Consider the following 22,574-nt stretch of genomic DNA (forward strand, 5'->3'; position numbering starts at 1 on the left):
AGCGCTCGATCACGATGGCGCAGGTACTCAACGCAGCCCTGCGGGACGCTCTGCAAGAGGATCCATCCGTGCACATCATGGGCGAGGATGTGGGTGCGCTGGGAGGGGTATTTCGGATCACCGACGGATTGGCCGCCGAATTCGGCAGCGACCGGTGCGCGGATACTCCCTTGGCGGAGGCGGCGATCTTGGGAACCGCCGTGGGAATGGCGATGAACGGGCTGCGTCCGGTCGTGGAGATGCAGTTCGATTCCTTCGCATACCCGGCTTTCGAGCAACTGGTCAGCCACGTCGCCCGCATGCGCAACCGGACGAAGGGCCGCATCCAGCTACCGATCACCATCCGCATTCCCTATGGCGGCGGAATCGGTGCGGTCGAGCACCACAGCGACTCATCTGAGGCCTACTACATGCACACGCCGGGGCTGCACGTCGTCTGCCCGGCCACCCATGCTGACGCCTATGGCCTGCTGCGGGCATCGATCTCTTCCAATGACCCAGTGATTTTTCTGGAACCCAAGAGGTTGTACTGGTCCAAAGCTCAGTGGTCGCCGGAGTCCATCCCGGAAGTGGATCCGATCGGCACTGCGGCGGTCCGTCGTCATGGGACTTCGGCGACGCTGATCACGTATGGTCCAAGCCTGCCGGTGTGCATGGAGGCGGCGGCGGAAGCCATCAAGGAAGGCTGGCAACTCGAAGTCCTGGACCTGCGCTCATTGGTGCCGTTCGACGACGAAACGGTGTCCGCCGCAGTGCGGCGGACAGGACGCGCCGTCGTGGTGCATGAGTCTGCCGGTTTCGCGGGGCCAGGCGCGGAGATCGCAGCGCGCATCACCGAACGGTGCTTCCACCACCTGGAAGCGCCGATTCTTCGGGTCACCGGGCTGGACATTCCGTACCCGCCACCGATGTTGGAGAACCACCACCTGCCCTCCGTGGACCGGATTCTCGATGCCGTGGCTCGCCTGCAATGGGAGCCGGGCACATCCGATGGGGAGACCTGCTGACATGTCACCGATCCGTGAGTTCCGGCTGCCTGACATCGGTGAAGGTCTCATCGATGCGGAAATCGTTCGATGGCTCGTGGACATTGGCGATCACGTGCAGGTCGACCAGCCGGTGGTCGAGGTGGAGACCGCGAAGGCCACAGTCGAACTGCCTTGCCCGTACGAGGGAACAGTCACCAGTCGGGTAGGCGCGGTGGGAGAGATCCTCGCCGTTGGCAGCACTCTGGTGACAGTTGAGGTCACGCCCGAGCGGTCGCAGGATGTGGGCAAGGTGCTTGTCGGCTCTGGCGTCCGTGCTGTACCCCCTCGGAGCCGCCGCCGTGTTCGCTCGGTGCCTGTTCATCACGCCGCGAACACCGTTGTGCGTCCCACATCGGTCACACATACCACCCCGCCGGCTCTGGCGGGCGCACCGGTCGCTGTGGTCTCACCACTGGTTCGCCGCCTCGCCAGGGTGAACGGGATCGATCTGCGGACCGTCCAGGGCACCGGCGCGTGTGGTCTTGTCCTGCGTGCGGACGTCGAAAGAGCGGTAGCCGCAGGCCGCCGAGCCGATGCGGTCGACTGTACGGAAACCGAGCGCATTCCGATTCGCTCGGTGCGCAAGAAAATCGCCGACAAGCTTTCCCGCAGTCGGCGTGAGATACCAGACGTTACGTGTTGGGTCGATGCAGATGCTACCAACCTGCTCACGGCCAGGGACGTACTCAGTTCCGCTACCGAGCGGACTGGTGTGCTTGCGCTGCTGGCACGCATCTGCGTCGCAGCCGCGCTCCGGTTCCCCGAATTGAATTCCACAGTAGATACTGGCGGGCAGGAGATCATCCGCTTCGCCAACGTCAACCTTGGCTTCGCAGCGCAGACTGACAAGGGGTTGTTGGTTCCTGTGGTGCACAAAGCCAACCGGATGACCCTCTCACAACTGTCCAGTGAGATCCGGCGGCTCGCCGAATCCGCTCGGTCCGGCACGCTGACTCCGTCCGAAATGACCGGTGCGACGATCACACTGAACAACTACGGCCGTTATGGAATCGACGGTGCCACACCGATCATAAATCACCCTGAGGCAGCGATGCTCGGTGTGGGACGCATCGTGGCCAAGCCCTGGGTCCACGATGGTGAGTTGGCGGTGCGCCAAGTCGTGCAACTCGGCTTGACTTTCGATCACCGAGTCTGCAATGGAGACGTTGCGTCCGGTTTCCTCCGCTATGTCGCCGATCATATCGAGCAGCCACTCAAACTCATCTCAGCGCCGTAGCCGAGAGGTAGCTATGTCTCTCATGTCCATGCCGGACGAGTACGTCGACGGAAAGGTCGACATGTCGGTGCTTCGCCGAAGGACTGATGATATCGACCAGCGCGTCATCGAATTGCTGCATGCTCGCCGAGACGTGTCCCAGCAGGTTCTGCGGACTCGCACCGATGTGGGCGGACCGCGGATTGAGCCGGTGCGGGAAGCGGAATCACCGAGGCTCAACGGCCGAGTGCGCACCAGTGACATGGGTATGCGATCCCATGCACGGCAACACGTTCGCCTCGCCCGGTGGTTACCAGACCCGACTCCTCGACGACGTGCTCGACGAGGTGACGGAGGTGAGCGCGGCGGCAAGGGTGAGTAAGACACAGAACAACGTGCCGTATCGGGCGTATCGACGGTAGCCGAACAGGCCGGCGACGGTGCGTTCGGCGGTCCGGCGGTTCCGGTCAAGTTCTGTCCTGGACTCGATTACGGTGTAAAGACGTTGTGGAGCCGCCTGCCGTCCTCGTCGGCAGGCGGCCCAGGCGGCACGATCAATCCGCCACACATCGACATGGTGCCTGTGATCACTGCCGATGAGCAGGCCAGCTGCTGCCCGTCGGGTGGGCTGGCCGCCACCTCGCTCAAGGAGAGAGTGGCCACCTGCCCCCCGGGATCGGCCCTTCGGCGGGCACACCCTTCGCCTGGTGTGGCACAAGCACCGGTGGTGCTTCCGGTCCCGCAGTGTCCGAAAACGATGCTCACCGAGACGGTGCCGTCGTCCCGGCTCGTGCCCGGCTGACCACACGGCCGAACCACCGAAGACGCCGTCACGGTCCTGCTAGCAGCGGTTAAGCTCGAAGACCCGCCAAACGGGCAACGAGGCGTGTACAAACGTGCAGTCCTGCGCTAAACGCCCCATCCTCATGCGTATATTGCCACGTACGGTATATGCCGAACGTGGCGACCACATCGCACACGTCGCAATACCGGCCGCACTACGTGGAGGTACATCTAAAGATCCCGTAAGCAAGACCTTGTCCCTGGTCAACTTCGCCAGTTTCACGTAGTAGCCAACGGTGGCACCGAGTGTTGGCCGAGAAGTTGCCACCGACAACCGCAGACCGCCAGGATCGGCCCGGTCATCGCCTTCTTTTTCGTCAGCGCCGCACGATGCGGTCTGCTCCACCTTCGTCCACTAGCTGAAGCGCGGCGGTCCGCAGTCTGGAACGCCGCTCCAAACGATGCCGGAAAATTCCGCCATGAGCGGCCGCTGGTCAACCATCGTCACCCAGCTCAGGAGGGCGCCATGACCGTAGACGTCGGCACTCGTGAAACACTTGACCTCGACTGGCTTAGAAGCATGGCCGACCAGCGACTGGCCGAGTTTCTTCAAGTTAAGATCACGACGGCAGATTCCGATGAGACGGCCGCGCTTCTTGGTTTGCTGAGCGACTTCCATAAGCAGGGCGGAAAACGAATCCGCCCCGTGCTGTGTTTGTGCGGTTGGCACGCGGCAGCCAACGGGCACCCTATCGACGTCGCGATCGACGTCGCAGCCTCGTTGGAACTGTTCCACATGTTCGCACTGATACACGACGACATTATCGACCGCTCGGATGTCCGCCGTGGAAATCCCAGCGCACATCGAGTGCTGGCATCTCATTGGTGCGGCGACGACTCCAGCAAGGGCGACCCGGAGTGGTTCGGTACCAGCGCCGCAATCCTGCTGGGTGATCTCGCGCTGGCTCTCTCTATGGAGATGCTGACCACCAGCGCAATGACCGATGAGCAGTACCGAGCGGTTCGTCCGGTGCTGGACGCGATGCACACGGAAGTCCTACTCGGCCAATATCATGATCTGCTGGCTGAGCAACGTCTGTCCGCCGACATCGCCGCGACACTTCGGGTGATCCGGTACAAAACCGCTAAATACACGGTCGAGAGACCACTGCATCTCGGTGTGGCCATCGCGGGCGGCGGCAGCTCGGTACTGGAGGCGTGTACCGCCTATGCGCTGCCCCTTGGGGAAGCATTCCAGCTCCGGGACGACGTGCTCGGAGTATTCGGCGATCCCGAGGTAACCGGAAAGTCAACTGTGGACGATCTGCGGGACGGCAAGCGGACCACGCTTATCGCCGTTGCTTTACAACAGGGAAATTCGACGGAGGTGGCACTGCTGAGGTCGCTTGTCGGTAACCCGGATTTGGATGCGAGCGGCGCTGAGGCCATCCGGCACGTACTCGTATCGACCGGTGCATTGCAGATCGTCGAAGGCATGATCAAGGACCGTTTGGCGAGCGCGACTCGGGCGCTTGACAACGCGCCGTTTCCCCGCCCCGTGCACAACACCTTGGCCGACATGGCTCACCGGCTGACCAGCAGGACGCACTGACCCAGCGGACCGCGGAGGGAACACAATGCGGCCACTCCTTCTCACAACGCCGGACGTCGCGGCCCCATATCACCACGCGGCCGCCAGTTTCGGGATGGAGCTGCTGGTGGGTACAAGCCCACACGAGCTCTCATCAGCGCTCGATGGACACCGCGCGGTCGCAGTGCTCGGTAGCGGCACCGGGACAGCCGGGAGCGTCACCGTGGACGGCGTCACTGTGGCTAACGAGGTTCGTGGGCAGGGGTGGTCACAGCATTGTCCCTCGGCTCCATTCTTGTTGGGCACATTGCATCGGTCCGGGGTCACGGCTACCCCCGCCCGGGTTACAGCTGACTCGGTTCAATCGGAAACCGCTCCAACGCAGGCGATCGCTGAGCTGCGCGCCGATCACCGGTTGACTGAACTGTTCCGTACGGCGGCCGCGGCCGGCGGACCAGCGGCGTATCTTGCGCTGGCACCGGCCGAAACTGCACCTGACGACGCCCGATTGATCCACTCAGTGCTCTCCAGCGTGGAAGCCTGGGGCGCCGCAGCGGCGTCACGAACGGTACTGCTCGCTAGTCCTCGGGCGTTCTGCGCCGGCGTGGAACGTGCCATCACAATCGTCGAGCGGCTGCTCGCCGGCCAAGAGGCGCCGATCTTCGTCCGCAAGCAGATCGTGCACAACACGCACGTCGTACGGGACCTCGAAGAGCGCGGTGCGGTCTTCGTCGATGAACTCGATGAGGTGCCGGTCGGCGCAACAGCGGTGTTCTCAGCGCATGGCGTGGCACCGGCCGTGCGCGAGCAGGCCCAGCAGCGGCAACTACGGGTGGTTGATGCCACGTGCCCGCTGGTGACGAAAGTGCACTCAGAAGCGCGGCGATTCGCCGAACGCGGCGACACCATCGTGTTCATCGGCCACGCAGGCCACGAGGAGAGCGAAGGAACCCTCGGCGAAGCACCACAGCAAATCCGACTCGTGGAAACCGAAGACGACATCGATGCCTTGGAGATCGACGGCCCGGTCTCCTACCTGACGCAGACCACGCTCGCAGTGGACGAGGCGAACCGGCTGGTGCAGCGCCTGAGGGCTCGGTTTCCGCACTTGACGGGCCCGAACTCGGACGATATCTGCTACGCAACGACGAATCGGCAGGACGCGCTACGCACGATCGCCGCGCAGGCGGACCTCATCGTCGTGGTCGGCTCGGCGAACTCATCGAACTCGGTTCGACTGGTGGAAGTCGCGGAACGCATGGGCACACCAGCTTTTCTCATCGACGATGTCAGCGACGTGGATCCACGGTGGCTCGCAGACGCACGCACAATCGGCATCACAGCCGGTGCCTCGGCACCACCGCAGCTGGTGTCCGATCTACTCGATGCACTGGCTGGCCTGGGGCACACCACTGTGTTGGAACGAGTCGTCGCCAAAGAAACACTCAGCTTCGGCCTCCCAACGCAAGTACGTGGCCACGCAGGCGAGTCAGTGACCTCCACTCCAGAACACTCCACACAAGCAGGAGGCGTCTGAATGTGTATTTTACAGACCATTCATGGCCCTGCGGACCTACGCGTATTGAGCCAAGCCGATCTGGTCCAGCTTGCCGATGAGATCCGATCAGTGCTCATCGACACCGTGCGTCGCACCGGCGGCCATCTCGGCCCCAATCTCGGCGTCGTCGAACTGACTCTCGCGCTGCATCGAGTCTTCGACTCGCCAACGGACCCGATCATTTGGGACACCGGACATCAGACATACGTGCACAAGCTCCTCACCGGACGCCACTCGGAATTCGATCGCCTGCGCCAACGCGGTGGCATCTCAGGATACCCAAGCCAATCCGAGTCCGAACACGACTTCGTGGAGAACTCGCACGCCTCAACCGCATTATCTTATGCGGACGGCCTCGCGAAAGCATTCGATATCCGCAAGGAAAGCACCCGCACCGCAGTCGCTGTGCTCGGCGATGGTGCACTGACCGGCGGGATGTGCTGGGAAGCGTTGAACAACATCGGCGCGGAGCCGAATCGACCCGTGGTAATCGTGCTCAATGACAACGCCCGATCCTATGCGCCCACGGTAGGCGCGGTTGCCGAGCATCTCGCCAGGCTGCGCATGAGGCGCGCCAATGACAGTCGAACCACCAGCGATGAGTCGCTCTTCGAACGCATCGGCCTACACTATCTTGGCCCAGTCGACGGTCATGACATCGCCGCAATGGAGAGGACGCTGCGTCAGGCCCGCGATCTGCGACGGCCCGTCGTCGTGCATTGCGTGACCCGCAAGGGAAAAGGTTACGCACCAGCCGAGGAGAACGAGGCCGATCGCCTGCACGCGGTCGGTCCAAATGCTCCGGCATTTGCCCCATCCGGTGGCGGAAAGAAGCAGACCTGGACCGATGCCTTTGGCGAAGAGATCGCACGGCTGGCCGACGAACGGGCCGACCTGGTGGCCGTCACCGCCGCGATGCTCCGTCCCGTTGGGTTGTCTCGATTCTCCCGCAACTATCCGGAACGAGTATTCGACGTCGGTATGGCTGAGCAGCATGCGGTCACCTCGGCGGCTGGGCTGGCGATGGGTGGCCTGCATCCGGTAGTGGCGATCTACTCGACATTTTTCAACCGAGCGTTCGACCAAGCATTGTTGGACGTGGCGCTGCACCGGCTCCCGGTCACATTCGTGCTGGACCGAGCCGGGGTGACCGGCGAGGACGGCCCCAGCCACCACGGCATGTGGGATTTGTCGATTCTGCACAATGTGCCCGGCATTCGAGTTGCCGCGCCGCGTGATGCCGACACGCTGCGCGCCGAACTGCGGGAGGCCGTTGAATACCAAGGGGGTCCAACGGTCCTCAGATTCCCGAAAGCCACCGTCGGACCCGATATTCCCGCAGTCTCCACCATAGGCACCCTGGATATGCTCGTGAGCGGGAAGCAGTCGGATGTGCTCATCGTGTCCGTCGGTGCTATGGCCGAGGATTGCGTCACTGCGGCAGCGCAGCTGGCCAGCCATCACATCGGTGTCACAGTTGTCGATCCACGCTGGGTATTGCCGGTGAACCCGTTGTTGGCCGAACTGGCAGCGGCGCATCGGTTGGTGGTCACTGTCGAAGACAACAACCGGGCCGGCGGGTTCGGCACAGCGCTCGCACAGTTGCTGCACGACCGCGGTGTGCACACACCGGTATGCGCGTTGGGGATACCGCCAGCATTCCTCGCGGCGGGTAAGCGGAAAGAACTGCTTGCCGGTGCGGAGCTGAGCGCGGACCTGCTGGCCAGGCGAATTCAGCGCGAAATGGCTGAGCGTCTGGTCCCAGGCGGGTTGCTGCCCCGACAGCAGCAGCTCGCGGGAAAGCGAATCGCAGAGGTAAGAGCATGAGCCCTTCCGGTCGGGAACCCCTCGCACGTAAAGTCATCGATCCCGGTGATCGTCGATATCCACCTCCAGCCCAAGTATCGGTTCGCCCCGATCGAGGCCGGATGCACATAGCGCGGGTCAATTCTGGAAACATCAGAAAGCTCGCCGACAACGTCAAGGAGGTCGCTGACTGAGCCCGCCACCTCGGGACAGTTCCCCGGGAAGCGCCCCGCACCTCGCAGCCTGCTCATCTGACCGGAAGCCGACAGTCACAACTCCTCGCCGAAGATCGAAAGGGCCACGGCTACCATCGCTGCCCGAAGCGACGTCCTCTTCGGACACTGCGGGGACCGGCAGCGCCACCGGTGCTTGTGCCACACCAGGCGAACTCATCGGTCGCGCAGTCCAGTGTTTCGGCCGTCGTCGTTGCTTTCCGCCACGCACCGTGCTCGGCGCGTCAGGCCAAGACGAGATCCATCCTCGTTCAGGCAGACCTGATCTGGATGGGTCGTTGATCAGGTAAGGGAAATCTGGGCATCATTCCGAAGTTGTTCGGGCAGGCTTCAGTGTCGGTTGTCGAGTTGTGGACGTGTCTTTGGCAGGTTTCTAGTGCAACGGTGTTCGGGAGGTTGAGGTTTTCCGGTGTTAACTGGTCGCATTGTTCGGTTCGATGAAGAGCGCGGGTTCGGGTTCATCGCCCAGGACGGCGGGTCTCAGGAAGATGTGTTCTTCCACATAGACTCGCTCAGTCGTGGCTGGAGTTCGCTCGCGATCGGTACCAGGGTGACGTTCGATGTGATGGAGGGCCAACGGGGGCTCAAGGCGTACAACCTCCATATTGTGGATAACAATGGTGGCAATGAGTCAAAGCATGCCGCCGAGGCTGCCGTCGCGCCGACCGTGACAGCGACGGAGGCGGAGGAAATGTGCGACGTCCTCACCGAGGATGAGCTGCGGAGCGAGGTAACTGAACGGCTTCTCCAGCGACTTCCCGGGCTGACCGCTGAGCAGATTCAGCTAGTTCGCGAGGATTTCGTTGCACTGGCGTCGAAGCACGGCTGGATCGTCGAGTAGGTGGCTGCGTAGACGGGTGAGCGGGGCAGAGGGCCCCACGAGTTGGTCCCGCAGGGCTCCACGCCAGCCATGCGGCCCGGATGCTCCGCTTTCCGGGCCGCTGGCCGCTGTACCCGGCTAGATGAGACCTGAGCGGATTGCGTAGGCGATGGCGTGAGCGCGGTTGTGTAGGTTGAACCGCTTCATGAACTGGTAGAGGATGTTCTTGACAGTGCGTTCTGAGTAGTGCAGTTTCTCGGCTATTTGTTGGAGGTCGAATCCTTCGGAGACGAGGAGGAGCACATCTATTTCGCGGTTGGTGAACCCGGAAGGGGTCAAGTCTTGCGGTGCGAGTACTTCGCGGAAGGTGTGCACGATTTGCTTGATGAGCGCGCCTTGCAGTGAGGTGGGGAAGTATCCGCCACCGCTGCCGACGGCACGAATGGCCTGGATGAACGACGTAGCGGAGAAATGTCGGCGCCACAGGACTCCGCGAACACCCTGTTCTACCGCAGCGGAGATGTCGGCGTGCCATCGGCCGCCCACGATGAGGAGCAGGGAGGTGGCAGCGTCGGGCTTGAGCAGCTGCAGCTCTTTCATGGTGGATATGTCGGCGTTTTCGATGACGATCACGGCAACATCGGCTTTGTCACCCCCAGTCTCGACGATGTGCTTGTCTCCGTCCAGGCAGTTGGTAAGTCCCAAGTGCGTCAAGTGATCCGGCGAGTGAATGACCACGCGGATTTTTTCCATAGTTCTTTCCTGCATAGTGGCGCTCGTTCTGGAAATGCCGGGTCTCTCGCTACCAGGAAGCTTGGTCAGGCTTTTCGGTAGGTAGGTCAGCCGGAATTTTCCCAGGATCGTCGAGCATGGCGCGCAGCGCTTTCGGATGATCGAGCAGGAACGTCATCCCGTTGCCGAGCAGGTTCACGGTCGTGTCATTGCCCGCGGTCACAAACGGTGCCAGCGAACCGAGCAACTCGCCGTCCGGCAGCGGGTTGCCCTCCTCATCACGGGCCGCGACCAGCGCCGAGGCCAGATCCTCGCCCGGCTGTTTCCGCCGCCGCTTGCTCGCATGCCCGGTGGACGCCGGTTGCATCGTGGTGCGAATCCGCGTATGCGCAGGTGGGTTGTGAAGCGTGAACTGCTGCGAGCTCACCCGCACGAACCGGCGAAGCTCGGGATCATCGGGATCGTGGTGACTCGATGCGCCATGCCAGAGATGCTCCGAGCTGAAAGTCTGATCGTCCCGCCCACTCCCGGTTTCCCGCAAGTCGTTACACAGCGGTAACGGATCCGGTTCTTTCTCGCCCGTTAATCGATACAGCAAGGCGTCTGTTGCCATTCCTACCTCTCCGTGAGTCCCTGGTGTTGCAGGTAAGGCGACTGTAAAAGGGCGCGTCCGTCGTTGTTGCGCCCAGAAACGCACGACAACCGCCCACACGCGCACGACTGTGCTGTCGAGGTTCCTTTCAGATTTACTTGATCGGGAAAGGTCTCCAGTGTGGTTAATTGGTCTGACTTACTCACCGAAGCGACGACTGGAGAGGTTCGATGGCGCTCCGTGACGCCTGACTGGCCATTTATGGCCATTCGCGGCTGGTAAAACGGTTTGTCGCCTGGTTGGCGGGCCGCCCGGAGCGCCGCACAACTCGGTGTCTCCCGTGCGGCGGGTGTACAAGTGGCGCACCGTCACGCGGTGCGGGCCAGGGCGTGTGCAAGGTTGATCTGAGGGTTGCGGCGGGGTTTTGTCCAGGTAGGACGCGAGACGAGGGCGCGGTTTCCGGTGGGAGATCATCGGGTTGTTCAAGCCGTGACGGTCTGTCCAGGAGCCGCGCTCTTGTGTTCTTGGCTTCCCTGGTTCGGGTTGTGCTTGACCGGCCCACCCCCACAGTCGAGTCCTTGCGGGGTCGTGTGGACGGTCTCTGGCGGGCGCTGGAGGCGGTGGACGGGGAATCCTATATGGGCAGCGGCTGCTGCCGGCCCTTTCGGTGCTGCCGGCCCTTTCGGTGTGCTTGACCGGCCCACCCTCACAGTCGAGTCCTTGCGGGGTCGTGTGACTCCCGGTGCGAAGACGTTCATCGAGTCCGCCTCGGCGGAGAGAAGCCGCAAGTTCCATTGAAATCGAACCTTCGATTTCAATGGAACTTGCGGACCGTCGGCGTGTCGCATCCCGACACGCCGATGCCTGTGGACAACCTCCGCAATTTCAATGGAAATCGTGGGCGGGTACGGACGTGCCAGGACCCGCAGCCTGGAAGGTCTTTGTTCTGGACGGAAACTTGCGAACCGGATATGGCGCTGGCGCCGACCGAACGGCACAGCCGCCGGTATCGAAACGGTCCACCACCTGGCCAACCTGTCCACCACCTGGGCAACCTGCCACCCACCTTCCCGCCCGAAACTACCTAAACCGGATAGGTCAACCTTGCACACGCCCTGGGGTGCGGGGCTTGGCTGATCGGTCCGCGCACCGGACCGCGGCCGGACCCACACCCGGGCCGAGGGCGAGGCCCGCATTCTCGGATTGCGTCGCCTGCGACATCGCGGACCGGTTTTGGCCGGGTGGCTTCGGCCGTCGATTGTGTCCTCCGTCACCGCTCCGCAATTGCGGCCTTTCCGCCGATTGCTGCGGCGACCCGCGCCAACTTATGAGCGAAGCGCTGCCACTAAACGGTCTAGTCGAGACAAGCCACACGGCCTAGACTTCCCGATATCCGTCCCTGATACAGCCCGAGGCCGCGATGCCACCGAGTTACCACGTGTCTACCACCACCGTGGATACCACCAGCGTGGACATGTCACGCGCCGACCGGCTCGAATACTGGTGCGAGCGAATCAGCTCATTCCACTGCACCGTCAACTCCCGAGTCCTGCGGCCGGACGACTTCCAGGGCCGCGCAACCTGCCAACGCACCCAGTCCTACCAACTCGTGGCCTGGGGCGTCTCTACCCCGCAATGGGTCCAGCGCACCAAGCGCCATATTCATACCGACCCCGACGAGCGGTACAGACTCGTCCTTACCACCAGCGGCTCGCTCGCGTTACGCGACGCCAACAACCAGCGTGTGCTCACCGCCGGCGCTGGCGCGCTGTTCACCGTGAACACTCCGTTCGACCTCGGGGTCGGATCCCGTCATAGGGGCATGATCCTCACCATGCCCCGTCGCGAGATCGACCACCGTCTCGGCCGCGCCGCACTCCTCAACCCCGAAATGGACCTCACCCGCGGTCTCGGGCGACTCATCCACACCAGCCTCGTAACCCTCAAAACCGAACGCCACTCCCTCTCCGCAACCCAATTCGACCGAGCAAGCCAACACCTCACCGACCTGGTTTGCCTGCTCGTCCTCGGCGACACCCAACCGCCGACAAGCCACGCACGCGAGATCGAAACCCAAATACGCCAACACGTTCGCGGCAATGCGCGGGACTCTGGACTCAACACGGAATCGATCGCACAAGCACTCGGCTGGTCGCAACGACAAATCCAAACCGTTCTCCGCCAAGCTGGAACGACCCCAAGCGAACTCATTCGCCAAGAACGCCTCCACTACGCGCGACAACAACTCGAGAACCCCGCCAATGTTCACAAAACGATCACCCAAATCGCCTACGAATCCGGTTTCAACTCGGCCCACACCTTCACCAAGGCATTCCGCCAGCACTTCGGCCACACTCCAAAAGACCATCGCGACCACTAACGTGGACCCTCGTTGACGCCTCGCCATCGTTGAGCACCGCAGATGGAATGCGGTGGGGCGGGGGACTGACCGCTGAGAAGCGGCAGACGTGCCTTGTCGGCTGGTCCCAAGCCGATTGGGACGCAGCCGAGGGCAACGTGAGGCGTTTGCGGCGACGGATCTTCACGGTGTCGCAGGCAGGAGACCTGGCCAAGGTCAGAAATCTGCAGGAGCTGATGCTGCGGTTCCGCCCGGGCAGCGGTTCGTCACCCACAGACACGTCGACCGGGACGGGTGTTTAAGTCCGACGCGGAACGCAGGTACATATCGGCTGAGTTTTCCCGTTTTTCTGCGAGGAAAGTCGCGTCCGCACAAGCGTCGGTCGCACTGGTGTGTGTTGGGACGCCGTCGCCGAGTCGTTCTTCACCTTGCTGGAAAACGAGACATATCACCGAGAACCGTTCGCAACCCGGGCCCGCGTCCGTTTCGCCGTCGCCGACTACATCGACGTCTTCTACAACCGGGAACGACTCCACAACAGCCTTGGTTACCGCACCGCCGCGAGGCACACCGAGATCACCTCACCGTCACCGCGGTCTGAGGAAACCACCGAGGTCCGTCCAAGATCATTGACACACCTCATCTAATACTGTGGCGGCGACGACGTCTGGTGTGGCGCTGGTGCGGCTGCGATTCGGTGGTTTCCGAGCTCCCGGATTCGAGACTCGACGCGTTGAACGTTCCAGAACGCCCTCACATCGGTGAATGCCGAAAGTGCGGACATAAGTGCGGCTCGGGCTTCCTCGACAAGACCACGCTCGGTGAGCAGGGCTGCGGCGTCCTCGTCGGCGGCGGCGCGTTCTATCCTGCGGCCGATGCACCGGTAGTGGTCTGCCGCCGCGACGACCTCCCCGGGATCGCGGGTGACCAGTCCTCGGCAATGTGCGACCGCAGCCTCACGTGACGGTGACGGGGTTCGGATGCAATCGGACTCGCACACCCGCAGCGCGGCTCGTGCCTGATCGGACTTGCCCAGGTGCGTCGCCAACCGGACCACTCTGGGAAGCCATCGGTAGCGATGCACCATCGGCGCGAAGTCCGATCCGATGACGGGGGTGAGCCAGGCCAGCGCCTCAGGCAGTCGGTCCTGCTGCTCGGCGAGCAGCGAACGTGTCGCGAGCACGAAATCGATGCCGGGCTGGAACTCGGTCCGCGACCATTGTCCTGCGCAGTGCAGGTGTCCCAACGCCGTCTCCTGGTCGTCGCGGTGCGCGGCGACCAACGCTGCGACTCCGTGCACGATCGTGGACGCACCTGGCCGCGCCAGCAAGTATGACTCCGTCTCCGGTGCACATTCGGTCACTGCGGTGATCCTGGCGAGTGCGTCGTCCCACATCCCCAGCCAGTAGTAGTGCACTGCGCCGGCAAGCGCGACCTCACCAGGAAGGGTGTGTGAGGTCGCGAAGTGCTCGGCACCTCGCAAAGCCGCCAAGGGATCGCTGAGGTGGTCCAGACTCTGAAGCGCGAGTGTCGTGTCCTGCAGGGCGAGCAGCCACAGGTCACCTAGTTCGGGCACCGCGCTGTAGGTGTCCGGTAGGTCCAGCGAGTCGTGCGCCACGCGTGGCTTCGGGACCACGGCCGGGTCGGTGGGGTCCAAAGTGGCGAGCAGGGGCTGAATCCGCCTCTTCCAGCTATCGGCAACACGCTCGTCACGCATCGCCGGACGAAGCGTGCTGAGGGCGGCACCGAGCTGGTCTTTGCGGTAGTAGCTGTAAGCGAGGATCAGCCGTGCCTCCGCAGCGAGCAGGCTGTCGGTGGTCCTGGACAACACGTACTGAGCTGTGTTCGCCGGTACTCGGCCCAGCGAGAACAGCAGTCGGGCGAAGGTCGCCGCCAGCTCCTCGCGCGCCCGACCGGACATCGATACGCGGTTGAGCGCGGAGCGCAACAACGCCGTCGCGGTGCGCGGCGCGTTGCTGGCCAGGACAGCGACGTTGGCTAGCAGCCAGTCGACCACCCACGAATCCACCGGCTCCGGTGCTGCGATCAACTGGCCAGCGATCCGCTCGGCTGGCGCTCCCGCCTGAGCCAGGGCTGTTGCCAACTGCCGGTGCAAGGCCAGCCGGACGGCCTTGGGAATCCGGCCGTAGAAGGCTTGGTGCACCACCGGATAACGAAAGGCGAGCATTTCGCCGGATTCCTTCAGCTGCCCGGTGGCACACGCCTCGTCGATCATCTCACTCAGTTCCGACGCCGGCTTGCCCAGCGCGGTCGCCACGTCGGTCAGCGAGAAGCGTTCGCCGAGCAGTGCGGCCCAACGCAGGAAATCCGCGGTCGGGCCGGACAAGAACGCCAGCTGGCTCCCGATCGCCGAGAGCACTACGTCCGGGACCTCCCCTCGCAACGAGGGGTCGGTCCCGGCTTTGTCGTCGGTGAAGACGATCGAGCCAGTGCGCAGCAGACCATTGACGATCTCCCGGACGTACAGGGGGTTTCCACCGGCGCTGTGGACCAGGTTCCGCAGCTCGGCGTTGACCGGGAGTCCAACGATCTTCCTGAGGAGATCGCCCACCTCGGAATCCGGTAAAGGCGCGAGCGCGAGAGCCTCGCACTCGGCTTCTGCGTAGGCGCGCAGTCGCTGCAGTCCACGCCGAGACGAAATGGGTCTGCACGCCCCGATGAGCAGCAGCGGCAGCTGCCTGCTGACCTGGCACAAGCGCTGCCATACCAGCAGGCTCGTTTCGTCGGCCCACTGGAGGTCGTCGAGCACCAAGATCAGCGGAGCGTCCGCGCACAGCTCGCTGACCAGTCCGAGCAGGCGGTGCACGGCCTCCGATAGACAGTCTGCGGGAACCGATACGCCGGAACCGCCGCCCAGTTCGTATGCCAGTGCGGCACGCCGCGGATCCGCCGAATCCGCCTCGATACCGAGGCAGCCCAGCAGGGCATGCAGCGTGAAAGGCTGGTCGAGTTCGTCGCACACCCCCCACGCGAGTTGGCAGCCCGACGCCGTCGCCTCGGCGAGTCCTTCGGCCAGCAACCAGGATTTCCCGATGCCGGCCACACCTTCCAGCCACACCGACTGGCCATTCCCCGCAGCGACCTCGGACACCGCTGTGCGCAGGAAGGCCACCTCGTCCGCACGCCCGACGAAGTTGGCGGGACGGACGGGTTGCGGAGATCCGGCCCACGCAACCTTGGGTGGCGTCGGTTTCGGGACTGCTACCTGAACGTCGGTTTTCGCCAGCCCGGGAGCACTGGCGAGTATTTGCTCGTGCAGGTCACGTAGCTTTGGCCTCGGTTCGGTGCCCAACTCCTCGATCAGCGTTCGGCGGGTTTCGTGGAAGACCGCCAGTGCGTCAGCCTGTCGGCCACATCTGTAGAGCGCGAGTATCAACAGCTCGCGCAATCCTTCTCGCAATGGGTGCTCACGTGCCAGAATCGACAGCTCCGCGACGATCTCCGCATGTCCGCCCGCGGCGAGCATGAGCTCGGCGCGCCGTTCCAATGTCGCGAGGTGCAACTCGGCGAGGCGCGCTCGTTGGTTCGTGGCGAACGGTCCGGGAACGCCTGAGAGCGCCTCGCCCTTCCAAAGCCGCAGGGCGGAATCCAATGCTTCAATGGCTCCGGCCGCGTCCCGTGCGGCCCAGCAGCGCTGGGCGCGATCACGGTGTTCCTGGAAGCGGTGCACGTCGCACGCCTCGGCCGGAATCCGCAGGCAGTAGCCAGCGCTCACCGAGGTCAGGAGCTCTTCGGCACAGCGCCGTGGGCGCCCGGGCTCCAGGGCGTAGCGGATGCCGGAAACATATGTGTAGATGCTGCCTTCGGCGCTGGTCGGGGGAGTCTCGCCCCACACGGCGTCGATGAGCTCCTGCCGCGAGACGGCACGGTTGGCGTAGGTCGCCAGTATGGCCAGGACGGCCCGGCGGTGGGCGGAACCGAGTGCGAGCTCGTCGGTTCCGCGCCAGGCCCGCACCGGGCCGAGCAACTCGATGCGGAGTTCAGCTGTCATCGGGTCACTCCAGTCCTCAGTACACGCTCGGCGAGGCGCAAGGCGCACCAATCGGAGTCATCCGCTCGAGTGCGCGCGGTGACGATACCCGAGTCCATGCCGCCAAGAGCCGGTCTTATTACACACTTTCGGGTGCAGAGCCGATTCATCGAGGTGATTTGAGTAAAGCTGGGTCCAAGAGTTGACCAAGGATGATCCACAAGAGGCAGGCTCCTCCTGATCACGTGCCGCATCGGCACACTCGAAACACGCTGGCCGCTGACCGCGTTTCCGCAGGCCTTGCTGGGGTTGCGGCGTTTGGGGACCGTCCTGCGGTCCCCACGTCGACCCGTGACAACGCGACCGGCTACCGGTATCCCGACAGGTCATCATGGTTGGCAGCCCAGGTCCGGATCTGCACGAAGCCCTCCAGCGGGCCAAAATCCGCGGTCTCGCCTTTTGTGATCCTGGACGGAAAGATCTTCTCCTCCGGCCGTGTCGGTGAGAACCACGAGTGCCAATGGCGCCCAGATCGACCGGTGGCGGTGTTCCGGCAAGACCCGGCGGCCGGACGGCAACGTCCATGCCTTGACTCAGCCCGGCGGTTCCCCGACCTGGGGCTTGCGACGTCGAACCCGGCTCGGGTACACGACATGCTGCGCGACTGCGCGTTTGGGGGAATGCGGATTCGCTGCGCTCGCGTGCCGCTGGCGTGCTCTGCGACACTTCACCTCCGGCCTCGCGAATCGGCACCATCGTCTGAGCAGCACTCGTCCTGGACCACCACGGGCACGGCGGCCCAGCCCGCACCGGAATCACCTCGGTGCAGCGTCCTCTCGCGGGCCGCGGCGCTGTTGATGATCTTCGCTGCGGACCAGCAGTCTGGGCAGCTGTCCCAGAACCAGTCGGTTTCCTTTGGTCGGACTAGTTTGATGGTCTTACCGCAGAGTGCGGTTAACTCGGCGCCGAGCTCGCGGTGAAGTTGCTCCTTGCGCATGGCATGCCTGGCGCCGTCCACCGGCCGCCACCGAACGGTGCTCACGTTGATCGCCTCCACATGTCGTTGCGGAACTTGCGCCGTCGGTTTTCGATGCCGCTGCATCAACCGACTCACGACGTCGACGTTACGAAAGCAAGCGGGTAATTCGCGATTGGTCGGCACCCACGTGTACCTTTGGGTTGCCCGAGATGGTCTAAATCACAATTCGGTGCTTCGTCGGCAAATGTAGCGCTACGGGTGCTGCCCGTTCGCGCAGGATTTTCGGAGCAAAACAGGAAGCGTTGCCTCAGCGGGACATGGGGGCTGCCCGGAAATCCCGTTCTCGGGTGGAAATCTTGACCATTCGGAACCTTAGCCCCAGCATTCCACTCCAAGTGTCACGAGCACGACGAGTCTGGCGATCTCCCGTGGGTCGCATTGGCGTGTTGTTCAGGAGACGACACCGGAAACGAGAGAACTCTGTGACTAAGCAAACACTGCAGGATCCTAGTCAGCCGGAGCCGGAAACACATGTGGACCCAGGGGACAGGGGATACCGCAAGTCCCTGAAACCTCGCCACATCAACATGATCGCGATTGGGGGTGCGATCGGTACCGGGCTTTTCCTCGGTGCTGGTGGGCGGTTGGCGCAGGCTGGTCCGGCGCTGGCGATCGCGTACGGCGTCTGCGGTGTGTTCGCGTTCTTCGTTGTGCGTGCGCTGGGCGAGCTGATTCTGCATCGGCCGTCGTCGGGCGCGTTCGTGTCCTACGCGCGGGAGTTCATGGGTGAGAAGGGTGCTTTCGTTGCCGGCTGGATGTATTTCCTGAACTGGGCGACCACGGGCATTGCCGACATCACTGCGATCTCGCTGTATGCGCACTACTGGAGCTTGTTCGTGCCCGTGCCGCAGTGGGTGCTGGCGCTGGTGGCGCTGGTGGTGGTGCTTGCGCTGAACCTGGTCTCGGTGCGGCTTTTCGGTGAGATGGAGTTCTGGTTCGCGATCGTCAAGGTCGGCGCACTGGTCGCGTTCATGGCGGTTGGTATCGGTCTGCTGGTTACGGCACATCCGATCGGTGGCACGGTGCCAGGGCCGCAGTTGATCGCGGATCACGGAGGGATCCTGCCCAACGGTCTGGTGCCGTTGGTCCTCGTGGTCCAGGGGATCGTGTTCGCCTATGCCGCCGTGGAACTGGTCGGTGTCGCCGCGGGGGAGACGGAGAACCCGGCGAAGATCATGCCGAAGGCGATCAACTCGATCATGTGGCGGATCGGCATCTTCTACGTCGGTTCAGTGGTGTTGCTGGCGATGCTGCTGCCGTGGAACGCCTACCAGAAGGGCGAGAGCCCGTTCGTGACGGTCCTGTCGCAGGTCGGAGTTCCGGCTGTGGGTGACGTGATGAACCTCGTGGTGCTGACCGCCGCGATGTCCAGCCTCAACTCCGGGCTTTACTCCACCGGCCGCATCCTGCGCTCGATGGCGGCAGCCGGTTCGGCGCCGAAGTTCACCGGCTTGATGAACCGCAGCCAGGTTCCCTACGGCGGAATCATGCTCACCGGCGCGGTCTGCGTGCTCGGTGTGGGCCTGAACTACGTGGTGCCCGCTGACGCGTTCGAGATCGTCCTGAACTTCACCGCGATCGCGATCATCACCACCTGGGCCATGATCATGCTGTGCCACCTCCTGTTCGTGCGCAAGGCGCGGACCGGAGCAGTCACGCGGCCGACCTACCGCTTGCCAGGCTCGCCGGTCACCCAGATCGTCACGATCGCGTTCTTGCTGTCCGTCGCGTTCCTGATGTGGTTCGACGTCCCGGCGGGGCGGATGACCCTGCTGTGCGTGCCGGTGCTCGCGCTCGCGCTGGTGATCGGCTGGTTCTGCGTCCGCAAGCGAGTGGACGCGGCGAAGTCTCTGGAGGGAACCGGCGAGGATCATTAGCCGGGCTCCTCCAGAACGTCGGTGCGCCCTTTGTCCGCGCCTAGGGAACGCCGGCACGGGACGTGGTCACGGGTAATTCGGGGTAGCTCGTGACCGCGTTCTCGTATTTTCGCTGCGCGGAGCGAAACGAGTGTCCAGATGCGTTCTGTTTTCGCGTCGCGGGCGCTAAACTATTGATGCAATTGTTGGTGGTGTTGAATCGTGGACTTGAGGTTGAGGGCGGTAGCGGTGCAAACAGGTACGATCGTAAAGTACGACGGGATCAAGGGGTTCGGTTTCATCGAGCCGGACATCGGTGGCGAGGACGTGTTCCTGCACGCGTCCATCCTGGGTGAGGAACTCAAGCACGTTCTTCGCGGCGGCACGCGGGTGCAGTTCGAGGCGGCGCCGGGCAACCAGGGCACGAAGGCCGTAGCTGTGCGGTTGCTCAGTGTCGTTTCGCAAACGTCCGTGGCGCAGGCCGCCGCCGATGATCGGAAGAGCGATGAGTTGTGCGAAGTTCTGACGCCGGTCGAGTTCACTCAGAACATCACGGATGTGCTGATCGGGGCTGTGCCCGACATGACGGGCGGGCAGATCCTGCAGGTGCGTGAGCAACTCGTTGCGTTCGCGCGGCGCCACGGCTGGGTGGAGGACTGACAGGCCTGCCCGGCGTCGTAGAACTGGCTTCGCTGAACATTTAGAAGATCCGAATGCCCGGTCGGGGCGCAACGCCCTTCTGACCGGGCATTCGGCATTTATCACCTGTCCTACGATCCACCGCCCAATCGTTTCCGTAATCTGGAATTCTGATTTCGGTCAAGTCGTGTTAGCTGCGGCGAGTGCCGCCGCTGCGCGGACGAGATGTGCGCGAATGGGCAAGACGGCGTGTCCCGTGGGGCTTAGATTTCTTCATGCATTTGTTGTGGGCGCCCGACGAGGTCTTGAATAGCCCGGAAATCATTGTTCGGCCCTTGGGCTGCGCGATGCTCATTTGAGCGCAGTTTTGAATGCACGAGGCCAACGACGATGTTGAGGAAGGTGCATTGCAGATGCGGGCTGCGATCATCACTCGACCACGGTCGATCAGCATCGGCGAATCTCCTGATCCGACGCGGCGCTGCGGGCAGGTGATCGGCCGTGTCTGTGGGTGCGGGGGCTGCGAAAGCGATGTGCGCATCGCAGACGGCGAGTTTCCCCCGGTTTCCTACCCGGTTACACCTCATGCGAGCGCGCGGATCCGGCTGCTCCGCGCAGCGCGAACTCGGCGTCGTCTGCAACTCCCGACGACGCCTTCGTAGGGCCTGGCAGGTTTCCGGCGGTGGGCCTGCCAGGCCCGCGCAAACTGTTCATCTTGGCCGGCAAGGGAGGGGTTGCTGGTTACAGGTCAAACGACAGCGGCGCTCCGTCACGCTGGAATGCCGCGATCAGTGCAGAGAGCGACGTATCGGGCGGTGCCCGCTGCCTGAGAGGGCATGGTGCTGTACCTGGCCGGCGCCCAGGTTCTGCTCAACGGGCCGATCTCAGGCAGGCCCGCCACGCCGGCCAGTGCTCGCCGCACGCGCTCAGCCGCTACTTGCAGCGATTTTGCATTTCGTCGAATGGATGGTGCGACGAGGCAACCCAGGTTAATCATTTGGCCAGTCCCGAGGGGCGGAGCGGAGTTCCGCGAGGCCTCAGGCCTGGTTGTCCAACATGATGGGGAGGAAACGTGTTGGGAACGGAAGAGCAGCCCGAAGATGGCGGGCTTGTGTTGCGGCAATTGGAGACCGAGATGTCGGACGCCCGCCAGTACGTCCTGCGGTGCCGTGCGGCGGGTAATGAACGGGCTGCTCAACTGCATGTCCTGTGGATCGATCTCCTCCTCGACGAGTGGAGCCGGTGTAGCCTGATCGAGCAGCTGTGGTCAGGGAGAACAAACGTAGAGAAGATGTAGAGAAATTGTGAAGACGGCCTTCGCACACTGAGATCACGACATCACAGAGCGTGTGGGAGGCCCCGATGAACCGAGTGCGCGTGGGTGTGCAGGCCGAGGATCCGATCACCCTGGCGGGCTTGACGAGTTTCCTCAAGACGCGGGCCGAGCTCTTCGTGGTGCCCAACCCCGCTGAAGCCGATGTGATCGTGTTCGCCGCAGACCGCGTCAATGCCAAGATTCTGGCTGATATGCGGCATTCCGCACAGCAGTGGTCGATGCCCAGAGTGCTGGTTACCAACGAACTCAACCCGGCTGATGTGCTCGGTGCGGTCGAATCCCGCGTGGTGGCTGTGCTGCCGCGCACTGCGGCTACCGGATCGAGACTGATCAACAGCGTGATCGCCGCGGCCAAGGGCGGCGGCATGATGCCACCCAACCTGCTGGGCGAGTTGCTCAAGCAGGTCGATTACCTGCAGCGGGAAGTGTTGACCCCGAAGGGCTTGAACGCATCCGGGTTAACCTCCCGGGAAGTAGACGTACTGCGGTTGATGGCTGACGGACTGGACACCGCGGAGATCGCGCAACACTTGTGCTACTCCGAGCGGACGGTCAAGAACGTCGTCTACGGGGTGACCAATCGACTCAACCTGCGCAACCGGCCACACGCGGTGGCCTATGCGATGAGAGTCGGAGCGATCTGATCAGAAGGAGACGGGCGACGTGGGTGTGCGACTGCGCGAAACAGTTGGCCGCTCGGCTAACTTCCCGGCGCTGGCTACCGAACCCGGCGTATGTCGGAAGGTCGCGGCGCGAAGGAGGACCTTGATGCTCGCCACGGATGAGATCCCCGCGAATGCAGCGGGATGCGTGCTTCCGTGCTCCGACGAACAGGGCGGCGATCGCGAACTGACGCTTGTGTTCGCTGGACGAAGGATGGTTCTGACCACTCCAGATGGTATCGATGTGGTGCTCACGCCGTTGCAGGTCGAACGGTTGCGCGCGGCGTTGCGAGATCTGTTGTTGGATGTCGACCCAGGCGATTACGTGTGAAT

18 protein-coding genes and 1 pseudogene are annotated in these 22,574 nt (G+C 63.3%); 15 read left to right on the forward strand and 4 right to left on the reverse strand.

Going from position 1 to position 22,574, the window contains the following annotated elements; translation table 11 throughout:
- The first annotated feature begins 14 nt into the window (after positions 1–14).
- The 7 genes from SSPN_RS0119520 (at position 15) to SSPN_RS0119550 (ending at position 9,056) form a co-directional block, all read left to right on the forward strand.
- Entirely contained in the window at positions 15–1,007 is a 993-nt protein-coding gene (locus tag SSPN_RS0119520; RefSeq protein ID WP_010307584.1) for an alpha-ketoacid dehydrogenase subunit beta, read from the forward strand.
- A 1-nt stretch (position 1,008) separates the two neighbouring features.
- Positions 1,009–2,265 carry a dihydrolipoamide acetyltransferase family protein gene (locus tag SSPN_RS0119525; protein ID WP_010307585.1) on the forward strand — a complete coding sequence of 419 codons (1,257 nt, stop codon included), beginning with the start codon at positions 1,009–1,011 and terminating at the stop codon, positions 2,263–2,265.
- A gap of 164 nt (positions 2,266–2,429) precedes the next feature.
- The gene (locus SSPN_RS61715) at positions 2,430–2,666 is read left to right on the forward strand and encodes a 3-deoxy-7-phosphoheptulonate synthase (protein ID WP_275296520.1); all 237 of its coding nucleotides are present in this window, start codon (positions 2,430–2,432) and stop codon (positions 2,664–2,666) included.
- A gap of 887 nt (positions 2,667–3,553) precedes the next feature.
- Complete coding sequence (locus SSPN_RS0119535; RefSeq protein WP_010307586.1) at positions 3,554–4,639, forward strand: polyprenyl synthetase family protein; 1,086 nt, start codon at positions 3,554–3,556, stop codon at positions 4,637–4,639.
- Positions 4,640–5,126: 487 nt separating this feature from the next.
- The gene (gene ispH, locus SSPN_RS44630; protein ID WP_237710671.1) at positions 5,127–6,155 is read left to right on the forward strand and encodes a 4-hydroxy-3-methylbut-2-enyl diphosphate reductase; all 1,029 of its coding nucleotides are present in this window, start codon (positions 5,127–5,129) and stop codon (positions 6,153–6,155) included.
- A complete protein-coding gene (locus SSPN_RS0119545; RefSeq protein ID WP_029535508.1) occupies positions 6,156–8,003 on the forward strand; it encodes a 1-deoxy-D-xylulose-5-phosphate synthase in 1,848 nt (615 codons plus the stop codon).
- Between the two features lie 621 nt (positions 8,004–8,624).
- Positions 8,625–9,056, forward strand: coding sequence for a cold-shock protein (locus tag SSPN_RS0119550; RefSeq protein ID WP_010307589.1), 432 nt, complete (start codon positions 8,625–8,627; stop codon positions 9,054–9,056).
- Between the two features lie 117 nt (positions 9,057–9,173).
- Here SSPN_RS0119550 and SSPN_RS0119555 read toward each other — a convergent pair whose 3' ends face one another.
- Together SSPN_RS0119555 and SSPN_RS55045 are read right to left on the reverse strand one after the other, a co-directional pair.
- Positions 9,174–9,788, reverse strand: coding sequence for a response regulator transcription factor (locus SSPN_RS0119555; protein WP_010307590.1), 615 nt, complete (start codon positions 9,786–9,788; stop codon positions 9,174–9,176).
- A 49-nt stretch (positions 9,789–9,837) separates the two neighbouring features.
- Positions 9,838–10,380 (reverse strand): cytochrome P450, encoded by a 543-nt coding sequence (locus SSPN_RS55045; protein WP_143539669.1) that lies wholly within the window; start codon positions 10,378–10,380, stop codon positions 9,838–9,840.
- Positions 10,381–11,797: 1,417 nt separating this feature from the next.
- Here SSPN_RS55045 and SSPN_RS44635 point away from each other — a divergent pair.
- The 3 genes and pseudogenes from SSPN_RS44635 to SSPN_RS44645 all read left to right on the forward strand — a co-directional run.
- Complete coding sequence (locus SSPN_RS44635) at positions 11,798–12,739, forward strand: AraC family transcriptional regulator (RefSeq protein WP_010307592.1); 942 nt, start codon at positions 11,798–11,800, stop codon at positions 12,737–12,739.
- 47 nt (positions 12,740–12,786) lie between these two features.
- Positions 12,787–13,020: a reverse transcriptase N-terminal domain-containing protein gene (locus SSPN_RS62780; protein ID WP_010307593.1), complete on the forward strand. Its 234-nt coding sequence runs from the start codon at positions 12,787–12,789 to the stop codon at positions 13,018–13,020.
- Positions 13,007–13,365 (forward strand): annotated as a pseudogene (locus tag SSPN_RS44645) (IS3 family transposase); the annotation flags it as partial. The gene SSPN_RS62780 and the pseudogene SSPN_RS44645, both read left to right, overlap by 14 nt.
- Here the strand turns inward: SSPN_RS44645 and SSPN_RS0119575 are convergent.
- Together SSPN_RS0119575 and SSPN_RS0119580 are read right to left on the reverse strand one after the other, a co-directional pair.
- Positions 13,362–16,730 (reverse strand): ATP-binding protein, encoded by a 3,369-nt coding sequence (locus SSPN_RS0119575; RefSeq protein WP_010307595.1) that lies wholly within the window; start codon positions 16,728–16,730, stop codon positions 13,362–13,364. The pseudogene SSPN_RS44645 and the gene SSPN_RS0119575 sit on opposite strands and share 4 nt — an antisense overlap.
- Positions 16,731–17,436: 706 nt before the next feature.
- Complete coding sequence (locus tag SSPN_RS0119580) at positions 17,437–17,751, reverse strand: HC3 family zinc finger protein (RefSeq protein WP_158309602.1); 315 nt, start codon at positions 17,749–17,751, stop codon at positions 17,437–17,439.
- Positions 17,752–18,170: 419 nt separating this feature from the next.
- Between SSPN_RS0119580 and SSPN_RS0119585 the strand changes: the two genes are divergently transcribed.
- The 5 genes from SSPN_RS0119585 (at position 18,171) to SSPN_RS0119605 (ending at position 22,572) form a co-directional block, all read left to right on the forward strand.
- Entirely contained in the window at positions 18,171–19,625 is a 1,455-nt protein-coding gene (locus SSPN_RS0119585) for an amino acid permease (protein ID WP_029535512.1), read from the forward strand.
- A gap of 228 nt (positions 19,626–19,853) precedes the next feature.
- The gene (locus tag SSPN_RS0119590; protein WP_010307598.1) at positions 19,854–20,264 is read left to right on the forward strand and encodes a cold-shock protein; all 411 of its coding nucleotides are present in this window, start codon (positions 19,854–19,856) and stop codon (positions 20,262–20,264) included.
- 1,051 nt (positions 20,265–21,315) lie between these two features.
- Positions 21,316–21,540: a hypothetical protein gene (locus tag SSPN_RS0119595; RefSeq protein ID WP_010307599.1), complete on the forward strand. Its 225-nt coding sequence runs from the start codon at positions 21,316–21,318 to the stop codon at positions 21,538–21,540.
- Between the two features lie 65 nt (positions 21,541–21,605).
- Positions 21,606–22,223, forward strand: a complete 618-nt coding sequence (locus tag SSPN_RS0119600; RefSeq protein WP_029535513.1) for a helix-turn-helix transcriptional regulator — start codon at positions 21,606–21,608, stop codon at positions 22,221–22,223.
- 124 nt (positions 22,224–22,347) lie between these two features.
- On the forward strand, positions 22,348–22,572 hold the full coding sequence (locus SSPN_RS0119605) for a hypothetical protein (protein WP_010307601.1): 225 nt from the start codon (positions 22,348–22,350) through the stop codon (positions 22,570–22,572).
- Positions 22,573–22,574 lie beyond the last annotated feature (2 nt).

The sequence above is a fragment of the Saccharopolyspora spinosa NRRL 18395 genome (assembly GCF_000194155.1).
GTDB classification, from domain to species: Bacteria; Actinomycetota; Actinomycetes; order Mycobacteriales; family Pseudonocardiaceae; genus Saccharopolyspora; species Saccharopolyspora spinosa.

Bases quoted from the DNA above. Each gene is read 5' to 3' on its own strand.
- SSPN_RS0119520 (WP_010307584.1), top strand. From the start codon at position 15: ATGGCGCAGGTACTCAACGCAGCCCTGCGGGACGCTCTGCAAGAGGAT.
- SSPN_RS0119525 (WP_010307585.1), top strand. From the start codon at position 1,009: ATGTCACCGATCCGTGAGTTCCGGCTGCCTGACATCGGTGAAGGTCTC.
- SSPN_RS61715 (WP_275296520.1), top strand. From the start codon at position 2,430: ATGTGGGCGGACCGCGGATTGAGCCGGTGCGGGAAGCGGAATCACCGA.
- SSPN_RS0119535 (WP_010307586.1), top strand. From the start codon at position 3,554: ATGACCGTAGACGTCGGCACTCGTGAAACACTTGACCTCGACTGGCTT.
- SSPN_RS0119545 (WP_029535508.1), top strand. From the start codon at position 6,156: ATGTGTATTTTACAGACCATTCATGGCCCTGCGGACCTACGCGTATTG.
- SSPN_RS0119555 (WP_010307590.1), bottom strand. From the start codon at position 9,788: ATGGAAAAAATCCGCGTGGTCATTCACTCGCCGGATCACTTGACGCAC.
- SSPN_RS55045 (WP_143539669.1), bottom strand. From the start codon at position 10,380: ATGGCAACAGACGCCTTGCTGTATCGATTAACGGGCGAGAAAGAACCG.
- SSPN_RS62780 (WP_010307593.1), top strand. From the start codon at position 12,787: ATGCGGTGGGGCGGGGGACTGACCGCTGAGAAGCGGCAGACGTGCCTT.
- SSPN_RS0119575 (WP_010307595.1), bottom strand. From the start codon at position 16,730: ATGACAGCTGAACTCCGCATCGAGTTGCTCGGCCCGGTGCGGGCCTGG.
- SSPN_RS0119600 (WP_029535513.1), top strand. From the start codon at position 21,606: ATGAACCGAGTGCGCGTGGGTGTGCAGGCCGAGGATCCGATCACCCTG.
- SSPN_RS0119605 (WP_010307601.1), top strand. From the start codon at position 22,348: ATGCTCGCCACGGATGAGATCCCCGCGAATGCAGCGGGATGCGTGCTT.